Origin of the sequence: Aeromonas popoffii (assembly GCF_037818705.1) — a bacterium.
In the GTDB taxonomy this organism is placed as follows: Bacteria; Pseudomonadota; Gammaproteobacteria; order Enterobacterales; family Aeromonadaceae; genus Aeromonas; species Aeromonas popoffii.
Genome location: NZ_CP149129.1, coordinates 2,529,754 through 2,551,925, shown reverse-complemented (window position 1 = coordinate 2,551,925; position 22,172 = coordinate 2,529,754). Strand labels below are relative to the sequence as shown.

General features: G+C 52.5%; 15 protein-coding genes, 1 tRNA gene and 1 pseudogene. 8 read left to right on the top strand and 9 right to left on the bottom strand.

Annotated features, from left to right (window positions below):
• Positions 1-99 precede the first annotated feature (99 nt).
• The 3 genes from dauA (at position 100) to WJM78_RS11560 (ending at position 3,740) form a co-directional block, all read left to right on the top strand.
• Entirely contained in the window at positions 100-1,836 is a 1,737-nt protein-coding gene (dauA, locus tag WJM78_RS11570; protein ID WP_339009344.1) for a C4-dicarboxylic acid transporter DauA, read from the top strand.
• A 458-nt stretch (positions 1,837-2,294) separates the two neighbouring features.
• Positions 2,295-2,382 (top strand) — tRNA-Ser (locus WJM78_RS11565).
• Positions 2,383-2,465: 83 nt separating this feature from the next.
• Positions 2,466-3,740 carry a tyrosine-type recombinase/integrase gene (locus tag WJM78_RS11560; RefSeq protein ID WP_339009343.1) on the top strand — a complete coding sequence of 425 codons (1,275 nt, stop codon included), beginning with the start codon at positions 2,466-2,468 and terminating at the stop codon, positions 3,738-3,740.
• 104 nt (positions 3,741-3,844) lie between these two features.
• On the opposite strand, the gene WJM78_RS11555 is transcribed toward WJM78_RS11560, so the two are convergent.
• A complete protein-coding gene (locus WJM78_RS11555; protein ID WP_339009342.1) occupies positions 3,845-4,762 on the bottom strand; it encodes an IS5 family transposase in 918 nt (305 codons plus the stop codon).
• Positions 4,763-5,095: 333 nt separating this feature from the next.
• On the opposite strand from WJM78_RS11555, the gene WJM78_RS11550 reads away from it, so the two are divergent.
• From WJM78_RS11550 to WJM78_RS11540, 3 genes are all read left to right on the top strand, one after another.
• Positions 5,096-6,232, top strand: coding sequence for a tyrosine-type recombinase/integrase (locus WJM78_RS11550; protein WP_059112249.1), 1,137 nt, complete (start codon positions 5,096-5,098; stop codon positions 6,230-6,232).
• 282 nt (positions 6,233-6,514) lie between these two features.
• A complete protein-coding gene (locus tag WJM78_RS11545) occupies positions 6,515-7,213 on the top strand; it encodes a plasmid mobilization protein (protein ID WP_339009341.1) in 699 nt (232 codons plus the stop codon).
• On the top strand, positions 7,204-8,913 hold the full coding sequence (locus WJM78_RS11540; protein ID WP_339009340.1) for a relaxase/mobilization nuclease domain-containing protein: 1,710 nt from the start codon (positions 7,204-7,206) through the stop codon (positions 8,911-8,913). Before WJM78_RS11545 ends, WJM78_RS11540 begins: the two co-directional genes overlap by 10 nt.
• 228 nt (positions 8,914-9,141) lie before the next feature.
• On the opposite strand, the gene WJM78_RS11535 is transcribed toward WJM78_RS11540, so the two are convergent.
• Together WJM78_RS11535 and WJM78_RS11530 are read right to left on the bottom strand one after the other, a co-directional pair.
• Positions 9,142-10,278 carry an ISAs1-like element ISKpn31 family transposase gene (locus WJM78_RS11535; RefSeq protein ID WP_339009338.1) on the bottom strand — a complete coding sequence of 379 codons (1,137 nt, stop codon included), beginning with the start codon at positions 10,276-10,278 and terminating at the stop codon, positions 9,142-9,144.
• Between the two features lie 29 nt (positions 10,279-10,307).
• Positions 10,308-11,582 (bottom strand): hypothetical protein, encoded by a 1,275-nt coding sequence (locus WJM78_RS11530; protein WP_339009337.1) that lies wholly within the window; start codon positions 11,580-11,582, stop codon positions 10,308-10,310.
• 327 nt (positions 11,583-11,909) lie between these two features.
• Here WJM78_RS11530 and WJM78_RS11525 point away from each other — a divergent pair.
• Together WJM78_RS11525 and WJM78_RS11520 are read left to right on the top strand one after the other, a co-directional pair.
• Positions 11,910-12,038, top strand: a pseudogene (locus tag WJM78_RS11525) (IS4 family transposase); the annotation flags it as partial.
• A gap of 131 nt (positions 12,039-12,169) precedes the next feature.
• Complete coding sequence (locus tag WJM78_RS11520; protein WP_339009335.1) at positions 12,170-13,087, top strand: IS5 family transposase; 918 nt, start codon at positions 12,170-12,172, stop codon at positions 13,085-13,087.
• Positions 13,088-13,381: 294 nt separating this feature from the next.
• On the opposite strand, the gene WJM78_RS11515 is transcribed toward WJM78_RS11520, so the two are convergent.
• From WJM78_RS11515 to WJM78_RS11495, 6 genes are read right to left on the bottom strand one after another with little or no spacing between them, the layout of a single operon-like run.
• Positions 13,382-16,477 carry an RHS repeat domain-containing protein gene (locus WJM78_RS11515; RefSeq protein WP_339009334.1) on the bottom strand — a complete coding sequence of 1,032 codons (3,096 nt, stop codon included), beginning with the start codon at positions 16,475-16,477 and terminating at the stop codon, positions 13,382-13,384.
• The gene (gene lysC, locus WJM78_RS22820; protein ID WP_422388450.1) at positions 16,467-16,748 is read right to left on the bottom strand and encodes an Rz1-like lysis system protein LysC; all 282 of its coding nucleotides are present in this window, start codon (positions 16,746-16,748) and stop codon (positions 16,467-16,469) included. The genes WJM78_RS11515 and lysC overlap by 11 nt, the downstream gene beginning before the upstream one ends.
• Positions 16,693-17,058 (bottom strand): hypothetical protein, encoded by a 366-nt coding sequence (locus WJM78_RS11510; RefSeq protein ID WP_339009332.1) that lies wholly within the window; start codon positions 17,056-17,058, stop codon positions 16,693-16,695. The genes lysC and WJM78_RS11510 overlap by 56 nt, the downstream gene beginning before the upstream one ends.
• Entirely contained in the window at positions 17,055-17,441 is a 387-nt protein-coding gene (locus WJM78_RS11505; protein WP_339009330.1) for a M15 family metallopeptidase, read from the bottom strand. Before WJM78_RS11505 ends, WJM78_RS11510 begins: the two co-directional genes overlap by 4 nt.
• The gene (locus tag WJM78_RS11500; protein ID WP_339009328.1) at positions 17,438-17,752 is read right to left on the bottom strand and encodes a phage holin family protein; all 315 of its coding nucleotides are present in this window, start codon (positions 17,750-17,752) and stop codon (positions 17,438-17,440) included. Before WJM78_RS11500 ends, WJM78_RS11505 begins: the two co-directional genes overlap by 4 nt.
• Positions 17,753-17,809: 57 nt before the next feature.
• Positions 17,810-22,120, bottom strand: coding sequence for a SpvB/TcaC N-terminal domain-containing protein (locus WJM78_RS11495; RefSeq protein WP_339009327.1), 4,311 nt, complete (start codon positions 22,118-22,120; stop codon positions 17,810-17,812).
• Positions 22,121-22,172: the final 52 nt, after the last annotated feature.

The following is a 22,172-nucleotide window of genomic DNA, read 5'->3' as shown; positions in this document are numbered from 1 at the left end:
GGATACCATCGCCGCGTCGACAGCTCTGCCGGCCCTTGATGATGATCGGGCGCCGGTTCAATCCGGCCTTTATCTCCCTCTTCTGGTATTACGACATACATGCACAACCAAGCTCCTTTGCAAAGCGTGAAGCTGGCCATTGCTTTACGCCAATCCTGTATTGATGAACCCTATAGCCTCCCCCGCTTTGGTCGCGATCTGATCGCTGGCATCACGGTCGGCATCATCGCCATTCCGCTGGCCATGGCACTGGCCATTGCCAGTGGCGTGCCGCCACAACACGGTCTCTACACCGCCATCATAGCCGGCATCGTCATCGCCGTGACCGGTGGCTCCCGCTTCTCCATTTCGGGGCCGACCGCCGCCTTTGTGGTGATCCTCTATCCGGTGGCCCAGCAATTTGGCGTGGGTGGCCTCTTGATGGCGACCCTGATTTCGGGCTTCTTTCTGGTGGCCATGGGGATGGCCCGGCTTGGACGTCTCATCGAGTACATTCCGCTCTCTGTGACCCTGGGGTTTACCTGTGGTATCGGCATCGTGATCGCCACCTTGCAGATCAAAGATTTCTTTGGCCTGTTTGTGGCGCAGATGCCGGAGACCTACATAGGTAAGGTTGAGGCACTGGTGTTAGCCCTGCCAAGCTGGCAATGGGGCGATACGCTCGTCGGGATTGCGACCCTGGCCGTGTTGCTGCTCTGGCCACGGCTGAGGTTGCCGGTGCCCGGTCACCTGCCCGCCGTGCTGGTAGGGGTGGGTCTGGGGTTTGGTCTGCACTATTTCGGGGTCGATGTGGCCACCATTGGCACCAAGTTCAGCTATACCCTGGCCGATGGCACTCAGGGTATGGGGATCCCGCCCATAGCCCCGACTCTGGTGATGCCGTGGGCTCTGCCCGGGCCGAATGGTGCACCGGTTGAGTGGAACCTGGCGGCCATTCAGCGGTTGCTGCCGGCAGCCTTCTCCATGGCCATGCTGGGGGCGATAGAGTCGCTGCTCTGCGCCGTGGTGCTCGATGGCATGACGGGGCGCAAACACAGCTCCAACGCCGAACTGGTGGGGCAGGGGCTGGGTAACATACTGGCGCCCTTCTTCGGCGGCATCACGGCAACTGCCGCGATTGCCCGTTCCGCCGCCAACGTGCGCGCCGGGGCGACATCGCCTGTCTCCGGTATCATCCATGCCCTGGTGGTGTTGGCGGCCATTCTGGTGCTGGCGCCCTGGCTCTCCTGGTTGCCGCTATCGGCCATGGCCGCGCTGCTGCTGATCGTCGCCTGGAACATGAGTGAGGCTCATAAGGTCGTGGAGTTGGTGCGTCGCGCGCCTAAATCCGATGTGCTGGTATTGATGGTCTGTCTTTCGCTCACTGTCATCTTCGACATGGTGATTGCCATCACCTTCGGGGTGATCCTGGCGTCACTGCTGTTCATGCGTGAAATCGCCAAGATGACCAGGCTGCACGATCTGGCGGATCACAAGCGCTATGCCCACGAAGTGCCGGCCGGTGCCTTGCTCTACAAGATCAATGGTCCCCTGTTCTTCGCCGCCGCCGAACGGGTCTTTGGCGAGCTGGTAGCCCAAGTCAAGGGACACAAGTTGCTGGTATTGCAGATGGAGGCCGTTTCCATTCTGGATGCGGGGGGGCTCTCCGCCTTCCTGCAGTTTGAACAGCAGATGGCCAAGGCCGGGGTGCAACTGCGGGTCGCCGAATTGCAGTTTCAGCCGCTGAAGACCCTGGCGCGGGCCAAGGTGCGGCCCGTACCCGGTCAGCTGGAGTTTTATGGCTCGCTGGAAGAGGCATTGAAAGGTGAACATAGCCAAGAACAGCCGGCAACCTGAGCAAATGGGATGCCGGTGTGACAAGATTTTGCGCAGTTGGCTTGGTTCTTGAGCAAACAGACTGAAAACTGCAAAATTGCGTTGACCCCAGGATACAGCATCCCTTACATTACGCCCCGTCGCTGCGGCATGGCCCGCAAGCGATGGTGCAACTCAGGCACCTGAAAATGTGAGAAAAAATTTGGTGAGGTGTCCGAGTGGCTGCCCACCGATGAAGTCGGCAAAAAAAGCACGCATCGCGTGCTCCGAAAGCCACTTCAAAGAAGTGAAAATTTGGTGAGGTGTCCGAGTGGCTGCCCACCGATGAAGTCGGCAAAAAAGCACGTATCGCGTGCTCCGAAAGCCACTTCAAAGAAGTGAAAATTTGGTGAGGTGTCCGAGTGGCTGCCCACCGACGAAGTCGGCAAAGAAAGCACGCATCGCGTGATCCGAAAGCCACTTCAAAGAAGTGAAAATTTGGTGAGGTGTCCGAGTGGCTGAAGGAGCACGCCTGGAAAGTGTGTATACGGCAACGTATCGAGGGTTCGAATCCCTCCCTCACCGCCAAATATAACCCGTTGAATTTCAACGGGTTTTTTCATTTCTAGACTTACGTGATTTTTTTCCTGGATCAACTGGGTGGAACAATCATGTATCTGAGTAAAAATGCCTCCGGCACCTACTACACTCGTCTCCCGCTGCCTAAGTCACTACGTGACCGTGGCTTGCCCTTCGCTATCCGTACTTCCCTTTGCACCAAAGATCGTCAGCTCGCCGTAGACCGAAACCTGGCTGTGGCAGCTCGTACTCGCGCACTTATCGCGGCTACCCCTGCCGATACAGCCCCCCGCAGTTTCTATCGCTGGATCCGCGCCGATCTAGACGCGTTCAAAGCAGCGGGGTTCATCCCTCCTCAAACACCTTCCACACCTCGTGAACCTTCTGTTGATGCCCCAGCTTGCCCCAGCAGTGGGATCACGCTCACCCACGCATTGGCGAGATTCATCGAGACTAAAACCAGTGAGGGGATCCAGCACAAGTCGGTGGGCCAGCTCCAACTTCGGATCAACGCCTTCGTCACCTGGGCCAAAGGGGTTAAAGTCGATGAGGTTACGCCCGCGCTGGCACAGGAGTATCGCAACGGCTTGCTGCGTAAGGCCGACATCAGTTTCAAAACCAAGACCGATTATTTGGCTGCCCTGAAACAGTTCTTCCGTTGGTGCGTGGCACTGGACTATTGCAGTCGTAACCCTTTCGATGGGTTGACGGCAGGTAAAAAACCAAACAAACGGGCGGATGAGGAGCGAGTACGCTGGTATCGCCCTCAACTGGCTCAGCTGTTTGCCAGCCTGCGCAGCAAACAATCCCAGAAAGGCAAAAAATTGAGGATCCAAGACTGGTGGGTACCCTTGCTGTGCCTGTATGCCGGGCTGCGACCCTCCGAGGCTTGCCAGCTCAAAACGCAAAATATCAAACTGATCGAGGGGATTTGGTGTCTGATGGTCGATGCGGGAGAGGTGGATCAGCAGCTCAAAACCGTCAATGCGTACCGTACCGTGCCACTACACAGTGCGTTGATCGGACATCAATTCCTGGACTATGTGGAGAGTCGTCGTAGTCAGGGGCAGGTATTTTTGTTCGATGACCAACCATCGGGCAAAGACGCCGACTGGGCACATAACATCACCTGTCGCTTCCAACGCCACCTCAATGAGGCTGGTATCGTAGGTCAGGGCCGCCCCACCATTTACGGGATGAGACACACGTTTATCGATGAGCTGCAACAGGCGGACGTTGCTGAGCATATTGTGGCTGAGTTGGCGGGACATAGTAAAACAGGGATCACTTTTGGCCGCTATGGTAAACGGGTAAGCGTCTCTCTTTTGAAAGAAAAGATAGAGTTGATTCCCAGAGACTTAGTATAAGTGTCAATCCAGTACCGTCTGGTGAACTTTTGCTGTAGTGCTCATGGAGGCGTTGTTGCCCAAATCAGCCAGCAAGTCATGACTTCCCCAGCCCCAGGTGACCGCTACACTCGGGGCTTTCTGACAGGTAGGCCAAGGGTATTCAGTTTGTTTATGGCGCTGACATACGCCATGACTTCTCCCACTTGGCCATTGTAGTTACGCAGACTGATTTTCCCCGCCAGCAACTGCTTGAACCGATACATCGCCGTCTCTGACAGCGAGCGCCGGTGATATCCCGACATCTTCTTCCAGTGCGCCAGCCCTTCCTTGCGCATCACCAGCACCGCCTCATTTCTTGGGTGCCCCTTTTTCCATAACCCCGCGTTCTTGCGAGGCGGGATACAGGCTGTCGCCCCTTTGCGTGAGATAAGCTGATGGCTGGCTTTGCTGTCATAGGCGCCATCCGCATAAACATGTCCCAGCTTGCGCCGCAAAGGGTTGAGCAGGGTCGACAACACCTCGGCATCATGGACATTTTCCAGCGAGACTTCTGCCGCCACGATATCGTGAGTGGCCGGGTCCACAGCCAGATGCAACTTGCGCCAGACTCGCCGCTTCTCGGCGCCGTGTTTTCTGACCTTCCACTCGCCTTCACCAAATACCTTCAGGCCCGTCGAATCGATAACCAAGTCGGTAATGCGTCCCTTTGGGGGCTGTCGATAAGCGACCGTCACTGTGCGTGCTCGCTTGCTGACACAGCTGTAATCGGGGGCACAAAGCGGTACGTTCATCAACTCGAACAGAGAGTCGAGTAGTCCCTGAGTGGCCCGCAGAGTGAGGTTGAAAATCCCCTTGAGCATTAGGAAGGTACAGATGGTCTGGTCAGTGTAAAGCTGGCTGCGGCCCCGCCGCCCGTGATGGTCGTGGTGGAACCAGTTGCTCATGGCCTCGGCATCAACCCAGAAGGTGAGTGAACCACGGTTAATCAAAGACTTGTTGTATTGAGGCCAGTTGGTGATGGGGTGAAGCGACGTGCCCATGATGCAGACTTGAAGAGGGTGGTGGTGATCAGATCACCGTCTCCACCATAAGTTCAATTCAGGTCACTCTGATTTGGGAAACAACGCCGCTCATGGACGTATAAGCCCCAAACTCAGTGCTCACTTATCTGATAGGTGGGATCAGTCGCGCTCTACAACAGGGAAATTCAACCAGAAATCGTGCCCTGTGTGGCTCAGATGTTGTGGTGGAACGATATTATTTAAAAAACCAAATAATTTTCTTGACTTGCAATTTCGTTTGTGCATCAAAAATCTGTTGACTTATTTTTTTAATGCTCATAACCTATGCGCAAATCAACTGGATTAGAGCCGATGAACAATGATAAAAACTCACAGGCCAAAGATTTAAATAAGACTCTTGGACTGGCAATAAATGAAAATCTGAAATTTAAAGAAGCCCGCTATGCTGAATCAACCATTGGACCATATCGCCGCAAGAGCAAGCAACTTGTAACTTGGTTCGGTAAGAAAAAGTTGATCGACTTTAGCTCTACAGACATAGAGATGATGGTCGTAAAACTTTTAAAGAAATATAATGGCTGTACAGTCAATCACTACCTGGAAATTCTGCGCAGTGTATTTGTTAGGGCGAAACTCGACGGTTTAATTCCATCTAATCCGATGGAAAACATAAAGAAATGTAAATTTATCAGAAAGAAGCCGAAACCATTCTTGCAGTCTGAGATTGCACTATTGCTACAACAGAATAAGCAGGAAAACTATCAAATTGAAACTGCATTGATACAGGTAGGGATAGCAACTGGTTTACGAATTAGTGAACTGCTCGCCTTAAGTGCTGAAGTGGTTGACCTCGAAAAAAAGATGCTGACCATAGATCTGGCTTTGGTAAATGGTGTGTATAAAACCCCTAAAAATGAGGGGTCTAGACGAACAATAGAATTGACAGCGCAGGCAATAGAACCGCTAACTCTGCTGCTAGAACAAGCCAAGAATAGAAAGGCAAAAAATATAAAAGTCACGCAGAATGATAATCGAACTAAATTAATCGAATCTCGGACATTGTTAGCCTATTTTTGTGCAAAGCGGCGTCCTTACGCCTCAGTTGATGAATACAGAGAAAAATTCTTTAAACCGTACTGTATCTCTCTTGGCGTTGATTATCGCGGGCCATCGCAATTCCGTCATACATTTGCCAGTCAACTATTGTCTGCCGGAATAAATGTACCATGGATTGCACGGCAGATGGGGCATGCTGGTACTGAAATGATTCAGCGCTGTTATGGCCAATGGTTAGTCGAGGATGCAGTCGATTTCGGAGCCCAGGCAGGAGCGGTTTTGCAACGGTGCTTACATTCGAATGCTGTCGATACGGTAGAGCAGTCTGCTGCGCCATCTGCCACATTGTACAGAAATTGGAATGAGTTGATGACCATGCCAGAGATGCAATCGATAATACCATTAATCGAAATGCTCCTTAAAAAGAAGTGAATTACGATAGCATAAATTAAAGAGAGTTATCGGGTTAATATGATCTTGGTGTGTACGGTATCGTTGCAGCTAAAAACTATCGTTGACGCTACTATCTAATCAGGCAGTTTATTGCTTTTAATAAAAAGAGCAAGGTCACTCCTACACCGTACAAATTGCGTTCCGCAATGTACGGTGTACGGAGCCTTGCCATGGCTGTCGCCCTGGACCTACCTGGGCTGCCGCCCAGACCCGCTAAATAAATATATAAATTAGAGCTGTTCAGCAGCCAGGAGACAATACGTGGGAAAAGAAAATAAAAAATTAAGGAATAGCAAAAATAATACTTTACGTGAGGAGCTGACAAGAGATCCTGATCTCATGCTGCTCATTGAAAGGGCCGTTATCAGGTGCATCAATGACGATGTCGCTGTCACTATTAACGGTATAGCTAGAGATGTAAATATGGATACAGACATCGTTCGACAAATGTTGCCGAGTTTTACAGAGATCCGGGATCATCGAATCGAGCTACGCTGCACATATGAGGAAAAACGTCGTTGGGAGAAAAAGGCTAAAAATGCAAAAGTCACTGTATCGAGGTTAGCATCTCAATCTCTCTCAAAATTGAAAATCGTCATTTCTCCAGCAGAAACATTACGCGACACAATAAATAATCTTATTGCGCAACAGACCGGGTTTTATAACAATTTCAATCAGCTGGTAAAATGGTGTAACTCCCATAAGGGCGATGTAAATCTACTTTTTATTTTATGCGAACTCAGGGAACTAGAAAAACAACATAAAGAGCAGGTTGATAAAATTAACGAGATGTTATCACCACAATTAACACAGCCATCTCGGGTTATACGCCATGACAAAAGCGATACTGTGACCCCAGACACTATATGGTCACACTCAGGTGAGGATGACGAGGATGCAGTGGAGGTAAATCCAGCATTAATCGAGAGTGAGTATGAGGAGCATGAGCTATGGCGGTGATTAGATTTTTTGCAACCAATGGGCATCGCCAGACTAAATCCAGCGCCCCAATAGATTACCTACTGGGTATCTACAGCGCTCTGACGCCGCAACAAAAAAATGAGCGTAGTACAATCGCTGATGCGATTAGGGTTGCTCGTGATAAAAATGACGCTCCATTGGTTCATCGGTTGAACCAACAACTGAGACTGATCCATGGTGTACAACGGACTCCACCACCTGAGCTGTTGGCTGGAAATCCACGAGACATCGCTTATGCAATCGAGATATCGCCACATAAATATAAATACACCAGCGGTGTCATTGCACATGCAATTGAGGACAACCAGACGCTGAGCTCCAATCCTGATATTGCTCAGGAATTTCGTGCATTGATGGAGGAGCTGGTTTTTGCGGGATTACCCATAGAGGACAGGATGATCTTGTGGGTACAACATACGCATGAACAAAATCTGGAGAATCATTTCTTAATCCCACGGATTAATCTTCGCACTGGAAAATATTTCAACCCTCACCCACCAGGTGCGGAAGGAGATTTTAATGCGATCCGTGATTACCTCAACTTGAAACATAACCTCGCACGTCCAGATGATCCGCAACGCCAGAGGCTGACAGGAACAATACCACGGTACAGTAAAAATGCGGACTTGATTGCAGCGTTATCTGATGCGGTGCAGTTACGGGTAACTCAGGGTCAGTTATGTAACCGACAGGCTGTGATTGATTGGCTGGAGCAACCTCAGACTCGACAAATGTATGGTATTAGCGAAGTCGAGGCTAAAAAGGATTACATACGGATTGTGCCAGAGGGAAAGATCAAGGCTTTTCGGCTGAAAGGACCTTTATTTAGCCGTGCGTTTACCAGTATTGATGCGGTGAGACCGACGTTGTCGATAACAACACCTCCACAACCGTCGTTGGATGCACTCTGGCAGCAGATTGAGGAGCGGATAGCCAAACGCCGGGCCTTCAATCAGAGCCGCTATAACGTCACTGAGACGCTGCACCCAATGCCCTCTCCGAGGCCTGTGAGACGACCGACAGGTATGGCCGCAGTGATAACCCAGAGACATCGCAAACAGCCAACAAATGCGCTTTTTTGGCAACAGCAGATGCAGCTATATGCAGGTTACACACTGACCCCAATTAACCCTGAAGGAACCCTAACAGTAGACACCGAAAAGGCATTAATTCAACTGCTGATGAAAATTTTGAGCGCTATTTTAGCATTACTAGGAGTTAATCATGAATTTAGAGAAACAATTATTAGAGTTGCTCAGTTTTATCAACACCGAGCAGATGAGCTCGATAGCAACACTCAGGGAGCAGGTTCAATCGCAGCATGTCACACAGCAGCAGATAATGAACGACCATCAGGTCTTGCTGACCATGTTGCAGCATTTGAACACGCATACCAGCGACAGCAACGTCTCTGCCGAGAACTCCATTCATCAGATGAGCATTTCGCTCGAACAGTTGCAGGAGCAGGTTCAGACCTTGAGCGGCTCCGTAGAGAGTACGCAGAGGTCGGTGAGATTGCTACTCGAGGTCTTAGAATCATAATGGATAACCCTATATTAGCAGCCAAAAGAATTGCACGTTTCAGGATGAGGCCTGGAGCGTATGCATTAAAATCTCAGCACGAGCACTCTGGCCAGAGGACTGCACGTCATGAAATGGATTCAGATCTTTCTTTGTAAAATATTCTGAATGGCGTTTGTTTTTTATATTTTCTGAACATCATCAATAATAGATTATTTGCAATGTTTATTTTTATAAATAGCAATAATGAATATCTACCATTGATATATAAAAACAACAAATAATAATAACCTTTTTTTGGAGGGAGTATGTATGCTCCAGAATAAAATGTTAGCTTGGGGGGTTAGTGAGGGGCGGATTGCCAGGGCGAGAGCGTGAACATATTGTTAAAATTCACCCAATTTGTTGAGGCCAGCATTGAGTACCTTTTCCAGGTATTCACTGCTCATTCCTGCAATCTTTTGCTTCCGTCTGATGCTCGCTTTGCGTGAAGTTTCAGCCCTGAGCATGTTCAGCCCCATGTGCCGGATGCACGCAAGGATCTCTGCGGCATCACCGCGATAAATTGGGCAATCGTCCTCGCCCATCGTGACGTCCAGCACCCAGTGCAGGCTATTTTCGATGGCCCAGTGCCCACGTACCGCTCGTGAAAACTCATCCCGCGTCAGCGCTTTGGAACTGATGTAATAACGCTGTTCAAGAGTGATTTTTTCCATTTTTTCAATGCGATAAGAGATGGCCACGCCAATGCTGCACAACTGTTCCCAATGAGGAAACTGGGCAGCTAACTCACCCGCCGCCATGATATGGTACTCACGACCATCGATGCGCCCATGAGCCTTATCAAGTGTCATCGTTGCTGCGCATAATGGGGTAGCCGCCAGCGGGGCCAGGGCTTGCCGGACCGCCTCGAACAACTTGGGCTGGTTGCCTTTGACGGCCAACAAGTAATCGCCACTTTGCTGGAGGATGGTCTCGACGATCTCGGTTTGGCACCCCATCGCATCGATGGATACCAGGCAGCCTTTGATGTCGAGCAACGCCAACAAGTCGGGAATGGCGGTGATTTCATTGGACTTGGCGTCGGTTTTTATCTGTCCGAGCACCAGTTTATTAGCGGCGGCATAGGCGCTTACCATGTGAATGGTCGACGTTCGATCTTCACGGTTATAGGAACTGCGCAGGGTTTTGCCATCGATAGCGACCAAGGCGCCTTCGGTGTGCTGGTTGATGGCTTGAGTCCAACGTACGAACGCGGCCTGAAACGGCTCTGGTTTGATACCGGAGATGATCCTGGCGATGGTGTCATGGACAGGAATACCATTTTTAAACAGCCCCTTGGATTGAAACCAAGGAAGATGAACCTCACCGAAATCTTCAATATCTTCCCAGCCGTCTGCGCCACCGATCACTGCGCAGACGGTGAGAAACAGGACATCGTAGAAAGGATAATAAATCTTGGCATGCTGGCGAGGGTCGGGAATATCATCGAAAAACTGAGCAAAAACAGCATCAATAGACATGAAGGCACTCCTGAAAAAGGAGCATAAGATCACAGCTGGATCGCAGGGTCAAACCTGTTTTTCTTGGTCAAAAAACGTTCGCGATCTTGCCCTGGGCTGAAGGTGTTTTCTGCCCCTGCCAATAAATTCCCTGCAATAATATGAGTTATACCTGAGTAGGTGTTTAACCCGGTAAGGGTGGTACTCCCTTGGTGTATATCAACGTGCCCTGCACCACGGATAACAGGAGAGAACCGGTAATTTGAGCTGGTGTGATTAAAACTCAACGTACCTGTCCCAGAACCAAAAGTAACCGTTGGCGTCTCAATAAAACCTGCCGTAGAGGTTTCCCCATCACCAATGCTTAATAGGCCCGTTGAGTTTATTCCACTGGCGATAACCATCCCCGTGGCTGACGATACCGTGCCATTGTTTGCAACATACAGCGAGCCATCGACCGCAGAGGCGCTTGTTCCCAAGCCAATATTTAATAAACCGACCATCGACCAGAGAGAACCTTGCCCAGACACCAGGGCAACACTTTTTCCTTCCGGATTGAGTTGAGCGATATGATTTGAACCTTGGGTCGAAATAAGTTTTGCACCGTCTAACACCCTTAAGGAACCATTTCCGAATACACCCACTGAGACCGTGCCTGCCTCAATAGTAGATCCGACACCGGAGAGATAAACACTTCCGTTACTGTTTCTCGATAATGAAGTATTGCCTTGTCCTCCTCCAATACGCAACACTGACGCAATCTTGACGGTGCCACCATCCGTAACAGATAACTCCCCATGCCCCAGATGTCCAACATTCATACCTGGTGCTACCCCAAAAAACGAAGATGAGTTATTAATCAGTGATGAGCCACTCCCCCGCACTATTATGGCACCAGAACTGGTCGTGCCATCAGCTATTGTTAGTGGCCTCTCTTCACTACTATCATTTATGGTAACATTACCACCGCTTTCAATAATCAGAACTCCCAGCCCCCCAACATTACCTGTCAGCAGCGAGTTAGTATTGAGTGAGCTCCCTTCCCCTGTAACAGTCAATACTCCAGATTGGGCGCCACCAATACTCACTCGTGAAAAGCCGCCTTGATTGGTATCTACCACTGCGCCATTTTCAATTGTCAATGAGGCCGGGTTATTCACTCCAACCGTAATTCGATCCAGACTGGTTGAAGTATTAATAACGTTACCCAGGTTATCGAGAACAAGAGGTGCAGAAAACCCGGCATGAGTAAATAAAACTAGCGAACTCGAACCCAATATCAGTAGTGTAGATATCGCCTTCTGTTGAGGTATCTTCTTTTTCATAATCTCAATGCCCTCCATTTGGGGCTATCACCTGACCGTACCATCGGACTGCATGATGGAGTTCATGAACAAAAATATACATGCCACATATGCAGCAAAATTATTGCGCCATACGGCATTTTTCTGGATCTACTATAGTATGCAATCTTAGGTTCAGGGAAGCTTTTTGGGGTTCCATTTGAGGGTATTTGTGGGTTGCCCGATCAGTCAATTCTCAGCACCTGACGTGTGGAACTGTAGTGGTCAACTAGAGCCGGGCACTTGGTTAGGCTGAGTTTAGTCTGCTGCTGGCTCTATCCTGTCATTGTGGAAATGTGGATGCCGCCAGTTGAGTTACTGTTCCTAGAGTGGAAATCGTACAACCGGCACAAGGATTTTGTGACAGGGCAGAAAGCACTCGCCGAGGGGTTGGTGTGGGCCAGTCTGCTGTCGCTGGTGTTGAAGCGCCGATTGGCGTGACGTGGTGGCTGCCAATATTCTAAGCGGTAGCGCACCGAACGGCGTTGTTGCCCAAATCGATGCAGCTTGAATGGAACTAACTGAGGACTTGGTGATCTGATCACCACCATCCTCTTCAAGTCTGCATCATGGGCACGTCGCTTCACCCCATCACCAACTGGCCTAAATACAACCAGTCTTTGATTAACCGTGGCTCTCTCGCCTTCTGGGTTGATGCCGAGGCCATGAACAACTGGTTCCACCACGGCCATCATGGGTGCCGGGGCCGCAGCCAACTCTACACTGACCAGACCATCTGCACCTTCCTGATGCTCAAGGGGATTTTCAACCTCACTCTGCGGGCCACTCAGGGACTACTCGACTCCCTGTTCGAGTTGATGAACGTACCGCTTTGTGCCCCCGATTACAGTTGTGTAAGCAAGCGGGCACGCACGGTGACGGTGGCTTATCGACAGCCCCCAAAAGGACGTATTACCGATTTGGTTATCGACTCAACCGGGCTGAAGGTATTTGGTGAAGGCGAGTGGAAGGTCAGAAAACACGGCGCCGAGAAACGGCGAGTCTGGCGCAAGTTGCATCTGGCGGTAGATCCGGTGACCCACGATATCGTGGCGGCGGAAGTCTCGCTGGAAAATGTCCATGATGCCGAGGTGTTGCCCACCTTGCTCAACCCTCTGCGGCGCAAGCTGGGACGTGTTTATGCGGATGGCGCCTACGACAGCAAAGCCAGCCATCAGCTTATCTTGCGCAAAGGGGCAACAGCCTGTATCCCGCCTCGCAAAAGCGCGGGGTTATGGAAAAAAGGACACGCAAGAAATGAGGCAGTGCTGGTGATGCGCAAGGAAGGACTGGCGCACTGGATGAAGATATCGGGGTATCACCGTCGCTCACTTGCAGAGACAGCGATGTATCGGTTCAAACAGTTGTTGGCGGGGAAAGTCAGTCTGCGTAACTACAACGGCCAAGTGGGAGAGGTAATGGCGTATGTCAGCGCCATAAACAAACTCAATACCCTGGGTCTGCCTGTCAGAAAGCCCCGAGTGTAACGGTCACTTGGGGCTGGGGCAGTTGTGGCTTGATGGTTGATTTGGGAAACAACGCCTTTACAGGCTCGAAGTCGAGAGCTTGAGCGATACGCATAAAAAATCCGAAACCAATCAACAGGTTTCGGATTTTCACACATCAGAAGGATCGGTCAATGGATCCTTAACTGATCGGCATTGGTCTCATTGGGTTGTTCGTTTTGGGTTTACCTGTATTAAACCGTCAGTTAAAATCAAAACTTAAAATGAGCTTGGTAGCCATGCCACACTGACAAACAAATTTATGTACAGGCTCTATCAGGCAAAGCTCGCCCCCTTGGTTGCAAGCCGAATCGCACTAGTACCAGCGTCTATAGCGACGTTTCTTGCTGCAGCAGGCAAAACAAAACTTCTCAGCTGGGTCATTGCCCACCCTCCGACATAATTAACCAAACTTCCAAGCTGATTAATTCTGGTTCGGAGATGTGCATCTGGTGCAGTGATACTTAACGCAGTGCCAACCCCACCGACCGCAGCCCCGATACTACTTCCTACCCATTCATTCGAACCGCCAACTGAAATATTTCTTCGTAAAAATGAGAACACCGCTCCGCCTAATCTTCTGCCCACAAATCTTGTCAGAAAATTATTACCTACATAGTTTGTTATTATTGACTGGACACCTCTTCTGGCAATTTCTCCACCAACGATATTAAATGTATATGAGACAGCATTATCGGCATACCGGCCAACCATACCTCCAATATAACTACCATAGCCGGTGTTTTCCCCAACAGAGGTACTACCGTGCGTACCTGTAATAAATCCACCAATAGCCCCAAAAGTTGCGGACGTGACTTCCATTGCATAGCTAACATCACTACCTGCCATTGTATTAACCGTGCCAACTGCAACACCCGCAGCGTGCGCACCTCCCATCCCCCGGTCAGAATTGGCAATAACGCCCCCCATTGCGCCGGAAACTCCCCCCGCAATCCCAGCAATGGCCGTACCCTGCATTCTTGCTCCGGTCAGGTGAGCAGTTGCACTCCCCAAACCTGCACCAGCGGCTGCATTAGTCGCGACTGATTTCCCTTGCACTCTTCGTGATATAAACTTCGCAACGCCCGAGGTTATTTTATTTATGTTCCATCCAGCTATTGCACCAATCGCAAATGCACCAGCTCCGATAGCTGCTACCACCCCTAAGGCAAGACCAGCAGTTATTGCTACTGTTACTGCCATACCCGCAAATGCCAACCCTCCAGCAATAGCGAAGGCTAAGTTCTTTCCACGGGACAGTGATGCTGCCATGCCTTCACCCTCTCTATGAAGACCAAACGCAACCAGTCTGAAAATATTTCTGTTTCGGTTTTGTGTTGATTCCCCCGTTCCATCGTAACAGGTAACAGGCTTATTCTGCACCATCCTGAACAGGTTCAGCCCATCCACTGTCCCCGCCGGGTCCGCACTCAGCCACCGGCCCGCCCACGGCTGGTAATAACGGTACCCGTAGTAGTACAACCCCGTGGCGTCGCGTTCCTTGCCCGAGTAGCGCACGGTTTTGTAGTTCGCCTCCACCGCACTGCGGGCCGTCCAGACCGCAGTCCCTCCGTACGGGTAGTACTCCTCCAGGCTGATGACATTACCATCTTTGTCCAGTTCGAGCCCGCTGCTGCCGATAAGGTTGTCGTAGCTGTAACGCACCTGGTCGTTATTGATGTCAGCTGGCCTCCCGCTATTCCAGTGCAGCACTCTCACCTGTGCCCGACCGGCTTCACCCATGGTAATTACCTGCAGGCTCCCCGTTTCTGTACTGCCGGTAGTTGTACTGCGCAACTCCAGCCCTGGTAGATAAACCACTCGCTGAGTTTGTGTGCTGTTATTCGTCTTCTGGGTGCTGACTTTGAGGATGCGCTGACTGCCTGCGTCATAACAGTAGCTTTCCCTGTCGTCCGTACTGCCGTCACGCACCACCGGCATCACCTTCAGCAGCTCGTTACGCGGCGTCCAGCTCAGAGCTTGACCTGGCAACAACTGTTTCTGCTGCCCGCCTGTCGTGAACAGCTTGTCCACATCTGCCGGATTTTCCGTAAGCGTACTCAGCACCCCTCGGTTGCCGCGGTCGCTGATGGTGATGTTCGCGGTGTAACTGTTATTTGTTGCGGGCGCGCTATGACGTATTTGTGTCAGATTGCCAGCGTTGTCGTAGGCGTAGGTGCGGGTGTAGTTGGTGTATGTGGAACTGTCCGTGGGAAGGGGGACGACGGTAGAAGGCAGGTTGCAGCCCTGCTGACCGGCATTGGCCATTTCGCGCCCGGTGGCACTCACCAGCTGATACAAACTGTCATAGGTGTAGGTATTTTCAGGCACCACTTTCTGATTGCGCCAGAAGCGTGCCTCTTCCGCGTCGTTGCTGATTTTTAATACGTTACCCACCGGGTCGTACTCATAGCGCAGGTCTTGCAAGATCTTGGTTCCAGCGTTATGACCTGTGGGGCGTTCGGTTTTAATCCCAATAAGACGTTGTGTTTCAGGTTCATAGCTGTAGCGTGTTACCACGCCATTGCCATGCTCTTCGCGCAGCTTCTGCCCGGCAGCCGAGTAAGTCAGGGATTTCACAATAACCTGCTCGATGCCGCTCTTCAGTATCAGCCAACTGCCCGAGAGCAGACCTGCGACATCATAAGCCATGCGCTGTACGTTGCCTTTGGCATCCGTGGTGGTCAGTGCCACACCGGTGGCATCCGCCGTGCTTTGGGTAGTGAACACCTCGGGAGCCAACATGTTCTGCCAAGTCGACTCGTCGCTGCCTTGCCAGTCAGCGTCAACATCCTCTTGTAGCAACTGACGGCTGACTGACAGTTGAGCTCCTGTAAGCCCGACACCGTCCACTTGACTGAGCCCTGCGGTGTCGTAGTGACGCAGGCACTGGCCAGCGAGATTGAGGTTTTGCTCGGCCGGCGAGTTACCTGCCCAGATAAAACGCTCTGTGACACGCCGCCCCTCATTTGGCGCTCGCTCAGTGAGACTGAGCGGGCGGCCAGGCAGGGTGTCATCTTCATACTGCCAGGAGCTGACAACCCCAGTCGCCGAAATGCCCAGCGAGGAACGCCCGGCAATGTCATTCAAGGTTACCGTGGTGCCATTATCCATCCCTGAGGTAAGCAAGGGTTGACCACTCAGAGTGGTTTGATATTCAAAGTTGTTCACACCAGATGCATGCAGTCGTGGGTCAGTACTGCTCTGAAGGTGGCCCAACGTCGTAAACACATGCCGGGTAATCTGTTCATCTATCCGGTCAGGTGTGTCGGGATGGCGGTGATAACGGATATCTCGCACGCTCAGGCCACGATTGTCCAGTATTGTGACATCCGGGGTGCCCGCAAATAGCGTGGTATTATTACTGTGCATACACAGTCTCCTTTTGGGTTTTAAGTGGAGAGGGCGCAAGCGCCCTCCCGTTAGGGTTGGTAGTTGGAAGCAATAACGCCTCAATTGCCACTTTATCGGTGTTGCATTTCTCCAACGCCAAATGCAATCGTGCGACATAATCCGGGTAATCCCCCCACGCTGTAACGGTAAATGCTGGCGCCAAGCAGGGCGCCAGCAGATGTCGTGGAACAATGTCAGTTGGACATGGGGCGACGATTGAGGGCGTCGCGTTGCAGCCGGATAATATCAACAGGCACAGGCTGGCGAGCGCAGGGGGAACGCTCCACGGCCTTTTGCAATCGCTGACGGTTTTGTTCACTCATCTCCTCCAAGGTGTGCTGTTGTTTCTTTTGCTCATTCAGCGCGGCCGATAAGTTGGCCGCTTGTGACTGCCACTGAAGTAAGCGGGATTGCAACACGTCGCCTTGCATCACTAACTGCTGGTTTTGTACACGCAGGTGCTCCATGGCTTGCTGTTGATGTCGTAGCCACAGCACGCCACCAAGCAGCGCAACCGTGATACCGCCGACTCGTAGCCCACCCAACAGACCGAACATCACGGATAAGCCCCCCTTGACAGTTCAAAATGCGGCCCATCCTTCAAGGTTTTCCAGTCTCCCCCCCAAACTAATGGAATACTCAAATCCTGAGCTGCCTGTTTCATCGCCTGTGCAACCAAGGCAAACGCCTGCCAATCATTCCAGGGGATGGTGCGATTTATCCAGGGGGCAATATCTACTGCATGCCCGGTCAAGTGACGACTATTCATCGTTTGACTCGCTCCAGCCGTCACTAATGCCTGTTGAGTTTCTGGTGTTCGCAGCCCATCAATAACGACAAAATCGACAGGGCTTATCTGTAGTGCGAGCCGAACAACTTTCGCCAGGTCAGGGTGGATGTCGGCCAAGTGACGTTCACTGCGCTGACTGAAGATCCACGTCATGATTTAACCTCCGGAGTCTGTAAAATACGCCGCCAAAGCCAACGGAGCAGGCTGCTGCCTAACGTACTGCAGATGCCAGCAAGAACCAGGGTCATGAGCACACTGTTATGTTGTTCATAGCTGTAAAAACCGCCCAGAAAGCCGGTAAAACAGGAAATAGTTACCTGAGATATGGCGGCCATCCAGCACCATCGCTGCCCGGTCGGGCAAATGTCCATCAGATAACGCACCAACCCTCCCCAAGCAGAAAACAAACCGACAATCAACCAAGACACTGCCTGGGTATTATCTGGTACTGAACCAAAATGCATATTTACGCTCCTTTCAGGCTCTCGCCGCGGGAGCGAGAGCCGGTCTGATGAATCACGTTATAGGGTGGCGGTGTCGTTCTCATCCTCACTGACTGAGAACCATGGGGTGAACAGGGTGCGGCGCAGATACCCTTTGGCAGTGGTCACCTGTATGACCTGCCCTGTGGGGTCATACTTGTGTGTATCAGCCCATAAATCTTGGCGCGCGCTGTCATCGCTGATATAGCGCCAGTCATTCAGGAAATAAGGTTGATATGTTCTGACCGCTTGGCCTTTGTTGTCATACTCAGTGCGCCCCGATACGACCCAACGAAAATCAGTGGGCGCTGTCGCCGGTGCACCGTCAGCGCCGAGAACGAGTCCACCGCCTTCCGTTCGCTGCCAAGCATCGCCTGTTTCATGGCGTGTGGCGGTTTGCAACTCTCTCCCAAACCCATCGCTGAACATCACCTGTTGTCGGATTTGCTGTTCGGCATCATCGTCATAACGGTCGGTAACCAATGCCGCCACGTGGGGAGGCATCTTTTCCGCTCCCTTTTTCATCCAGCTATCGGGGGTATAGACAAAGCACTGGGCAATGGGCTGTGGTGCCAAGAGCGTCAGCGCACTGCCCGTATCGCCAGGCAGAATAAACGCAGCATTACTGTAGCCAGCTGGCACTCCATTCTCCGTGCCAGAGAAGCGGCTGCAGGTCACTCTGCCTAGCCCATCCAGACGAACCTGATGCACATTGGCGTTGGCGTCAGTAATCTGCTGAGGGGTTAGAAAACGCCAGTCATATTGCGCTGAGACCTCCAAACCAGCGGCGTCTTGATGTCTGATCGGCACACAGTAATGGGCATCCCATTCCAGCGTATTGCTACCGTTTAGCGGACTATCCCGGTAGGACATGGGTCGCCAGAACTGTGCCGCATCCCCACTCTGAGTGTCGCCGGAGCGAATGACCCAAAGTTGCCTGCCAAATTCATCATCCCGAGCGAACAGATAATCCATCTGCTGATAACCCGCTTTGCGCAGTTCATCTGCAATGTCCACCGTCGTGAGTGATACGCTAACCGCTTGTACTATTGCTTCATCCAGCTCGGCGGTGACCGTATGGGCCTGTCGGGGGGGGAATGCAGGCTTGGTGACAGAAGGGTTGCCATCCTCGGCCAACCAGTACGTCTGTTGTTGTCCGGCAAAGGTGTGGGGGCGCTTATCACCAATCAGGCTGTTGTCAGTTGCCAGCACCTCCAAACTCAAGCCGGACGGGGGAACTTGGTCCGCAGTGAAACTCAGAACATCACTGCGACTGGCATCGGGCAGCCCTGTTAGCCAGATGCCACGCTCCGTACCCACCAAATGATGCCAACTTTGTTGTGATAGGGTCAGGCGCAATAGCTGCTGCTGGTCGTCGTAGCTACTGGTAAACAATGTCTTTGGTAGGGTGTCCGGGTACGGATTTTCCGTCGGTTGCGGGCGCCGTGGATAGTTCACACTGATAGCCTTCAGCGGCTGGCCAACTTCGTCGCAGCTCAAACTAATTTGTTGCGCGCACTGAGGGTCGGATGAAACGCGCTCATAGTGGTAACTGCGGCTTTCAAGCACCGACGGCCAGACTACCGGGGTGCCGGCAACCTCGGCAATCAGGCGCACTTGCGGCCGCTGCTCTGTGACACTATAAGGCACACCGGCCTGTTCGCTACCATCCAGACCGTATACTTCACTGTGCAGCAGTTGCCCTTTTAGAGCGCGCGTAAGCCAGAAGCTGTTGGCTGTGACTACATCCTCTGGGCAAAGGACTTCATCCTCCCCGCTGCCAGTGGTGTAGCGGGGAGGGAGGGTTGGGAAGGCATCTTTATCGCCAGACCAGTATTCTGTCGGCAGATGGTCATCAATGACTGAAAGACCGGTGGCATACCAGTTGCGCGTCAACAACGGCATGGCCAATGCGCTTGCACTTCCGCGAGCCGCTGACGTATCGGTGTCCTGAACCTCTACGTACCCAAATCCACGGAATTCACGCTCCCTCCCGTCCCAGGCGCCGTGACGGTAACGCACCTCGCTGACCAGTCTATTGCCAGTAATCTCATCCAAGGTTTCAGTGCGCCATAGCATGTGGAGAGGGAATGGCAGATAACTGCGTGGACCTTCCCCTTCCTGTTGTTGCGTGCGCGCTTTTTCATCCAACCAGAACTGGGCTGAACTACGGTAGTGCAGTTCTTGATGTGCTCCCATGTTGTTGTTGGTCTCGTTGAGCAGCCAGGGTTTTTCCACCGACAGTGTTAATACCCAGTGGGTGGGGGTGGGATGGGGAACGCTCAGCAACACGCTGGCGACCCCCAGCCCCAGTACATCAGCCACCTGAAGTTGGCAGGTGCTGTCATAACGGACCCCGCCAGGCAGGCTGACAACAAAGGGCGAGGCAAATCCGTTACCGCTTTGATTGCGGTAAATTTCCAACCGGTCAGCGTGGGCGTAAATAATGTCCACGGCCCCGCAACCATCGATGTCCGCCAGAAATACCTGATCTGAATTGAAGCCTTGCGCCGGCTGGCTAAAACCCGGCAGCGCCAGCGGTTGACCAAAACGCCCGTGGCCCAGGTTCGGCCAGCAGGTGACGCCCTCGGCATTCACCTGCATCAGGTGTTGCTGCCCCGAGCCCAGCGGGTCACTGAAGGCTACCAGCGTTCGTGGGTCGGCGCCGGGCACTGGCAGCGTTACATTGCCGGATTGCAACACAGTCTGTCCGCTTTCCCAACCATCACCTTGTCCCGCATATAACCGGACGCTGCGCGGACCAATCAGGACCAGGTCAGCAAAGCCGCTGCCAGTCAAGTCAGCCAGTTGCGCACGTGGATGGGCATACTCCACCGGCAATGCGGATAAGGGGGTGAAATGCAACCACTGGCCGGGGTTATCCAGGTTCTGCTCATAGTGTCCATTGACACCGACTGCTGAGACTACCCACTGCAAACGACCGTCACCATTAAGGTCAACCAGGGTGGCGCTATTGCGCAAGGCGGGGGTGCTGGGCAATGGCCTGGCGGGAGCCCAGGTTATGGCGTTGGCATCATTGCTCTGCGCCAAACGGACCGGAGCTCGGTACCACCAGGCACCCGCGTCCTGATACACAATTCCCGCGAGCCCTTCACCGTACAGGTCCACATATTGGTAGGGTTGCAGTGCGTTCAGGTTGCCCAGCGCATTCAGGGGGTGCCACTGAGGTGCCTGCGGTTCAACGAAGGTCTGCCAGCCAAACACAAGGGGGGGTAAAGTCTGTAATGACTGAGTCTCATCATTATCAAAGGCCATCGGCTGGGCAGACGCCAACGTAGAGACAAATTCAGACTCCTCGTACTCCAGCAACAAGCGCGATACCAGCGCCGGAGTATCTTCTCCGGACGCCACGCCTGCCAGGGTGTCCAGCCGATGGAACATCAGTACCTGACGACACAGGCGGCGAGTACGCAAATCGAAGCCGAACTCGTAACCGGAGAAACAGTCCTGACGGCAGGTCCACTCGCCGGAGGCGACATAGGGCGGAATATCGGCCAGGGCAGTACTGCGCTCGCCATAATCAAACACCAGCACAAACAGCCAGCCCGCCGCGAGGGCATCGGCTTGCGTCAGACAGGGAAAGGTGCGGCCCGGAGTGATGTTGCCGTAATGCACTTCGCTCAAGTAGCGTTGTGCGCTGGCTTCAGGGTGCAGTTTCTTCTCGTCTGAGCTGCACCCTGCTTCATCTTCGCGGCGGTAGCGATAATAGATTTGCTCGCCATAGGCGGAGACAGAGGCGTTGAGCAGCCATTGTGCGGTGTGCGCCGGTGCGTTCGGGTCGCCTATGCGCGCCTGCGCCTCATAACCCAACAGATGAACCTGCCCATCCGGGCTATACAGCACCCAGAAGTCGGCGGCCGTGCCACTCTCGGTGGGTTGCCAGTACTCTAGGCGCGAGAAATCGCGTTCGACTCGGCTGCGATAACCACTGACGCTGTAAGTCGCACCCAGGGTATTTCCCAGCAGAGTGCTGCTGGCGCGAGTATGTGGTTTGTCGTCGGCGTCAAGACAGTGCACCAACACCTCGCCATCCGGGGCAATGTATTCATCCTCTGGGGTATAGGTGGGGACGCCCATTCGAGTGCGACGGCGTATCGCCAAGGTTCCACAGGACCAGCCCATGCCGAAGGAGCCATTGCCTGCTTGGCTGCTGTAGTTCAGTCCCAGTGAGGGGGCATAACCTCGTCCGGCGCTGATGGGCAAGGCGACGGCAAGGGTCGCGGCACCGTCAGGACCGGCGGCGCCCATTTGGCCGCTCAGCCCAGTCAGAGCACCGCCACCTTTGGGCAGCGAGGGTGCTTCCAAGGTTAGATTATCTGAATTTTGCATAAAAAATTCCTTACCAGGCCGTCCGAAGACGGCCTGTTCTTATGGGTTGAGT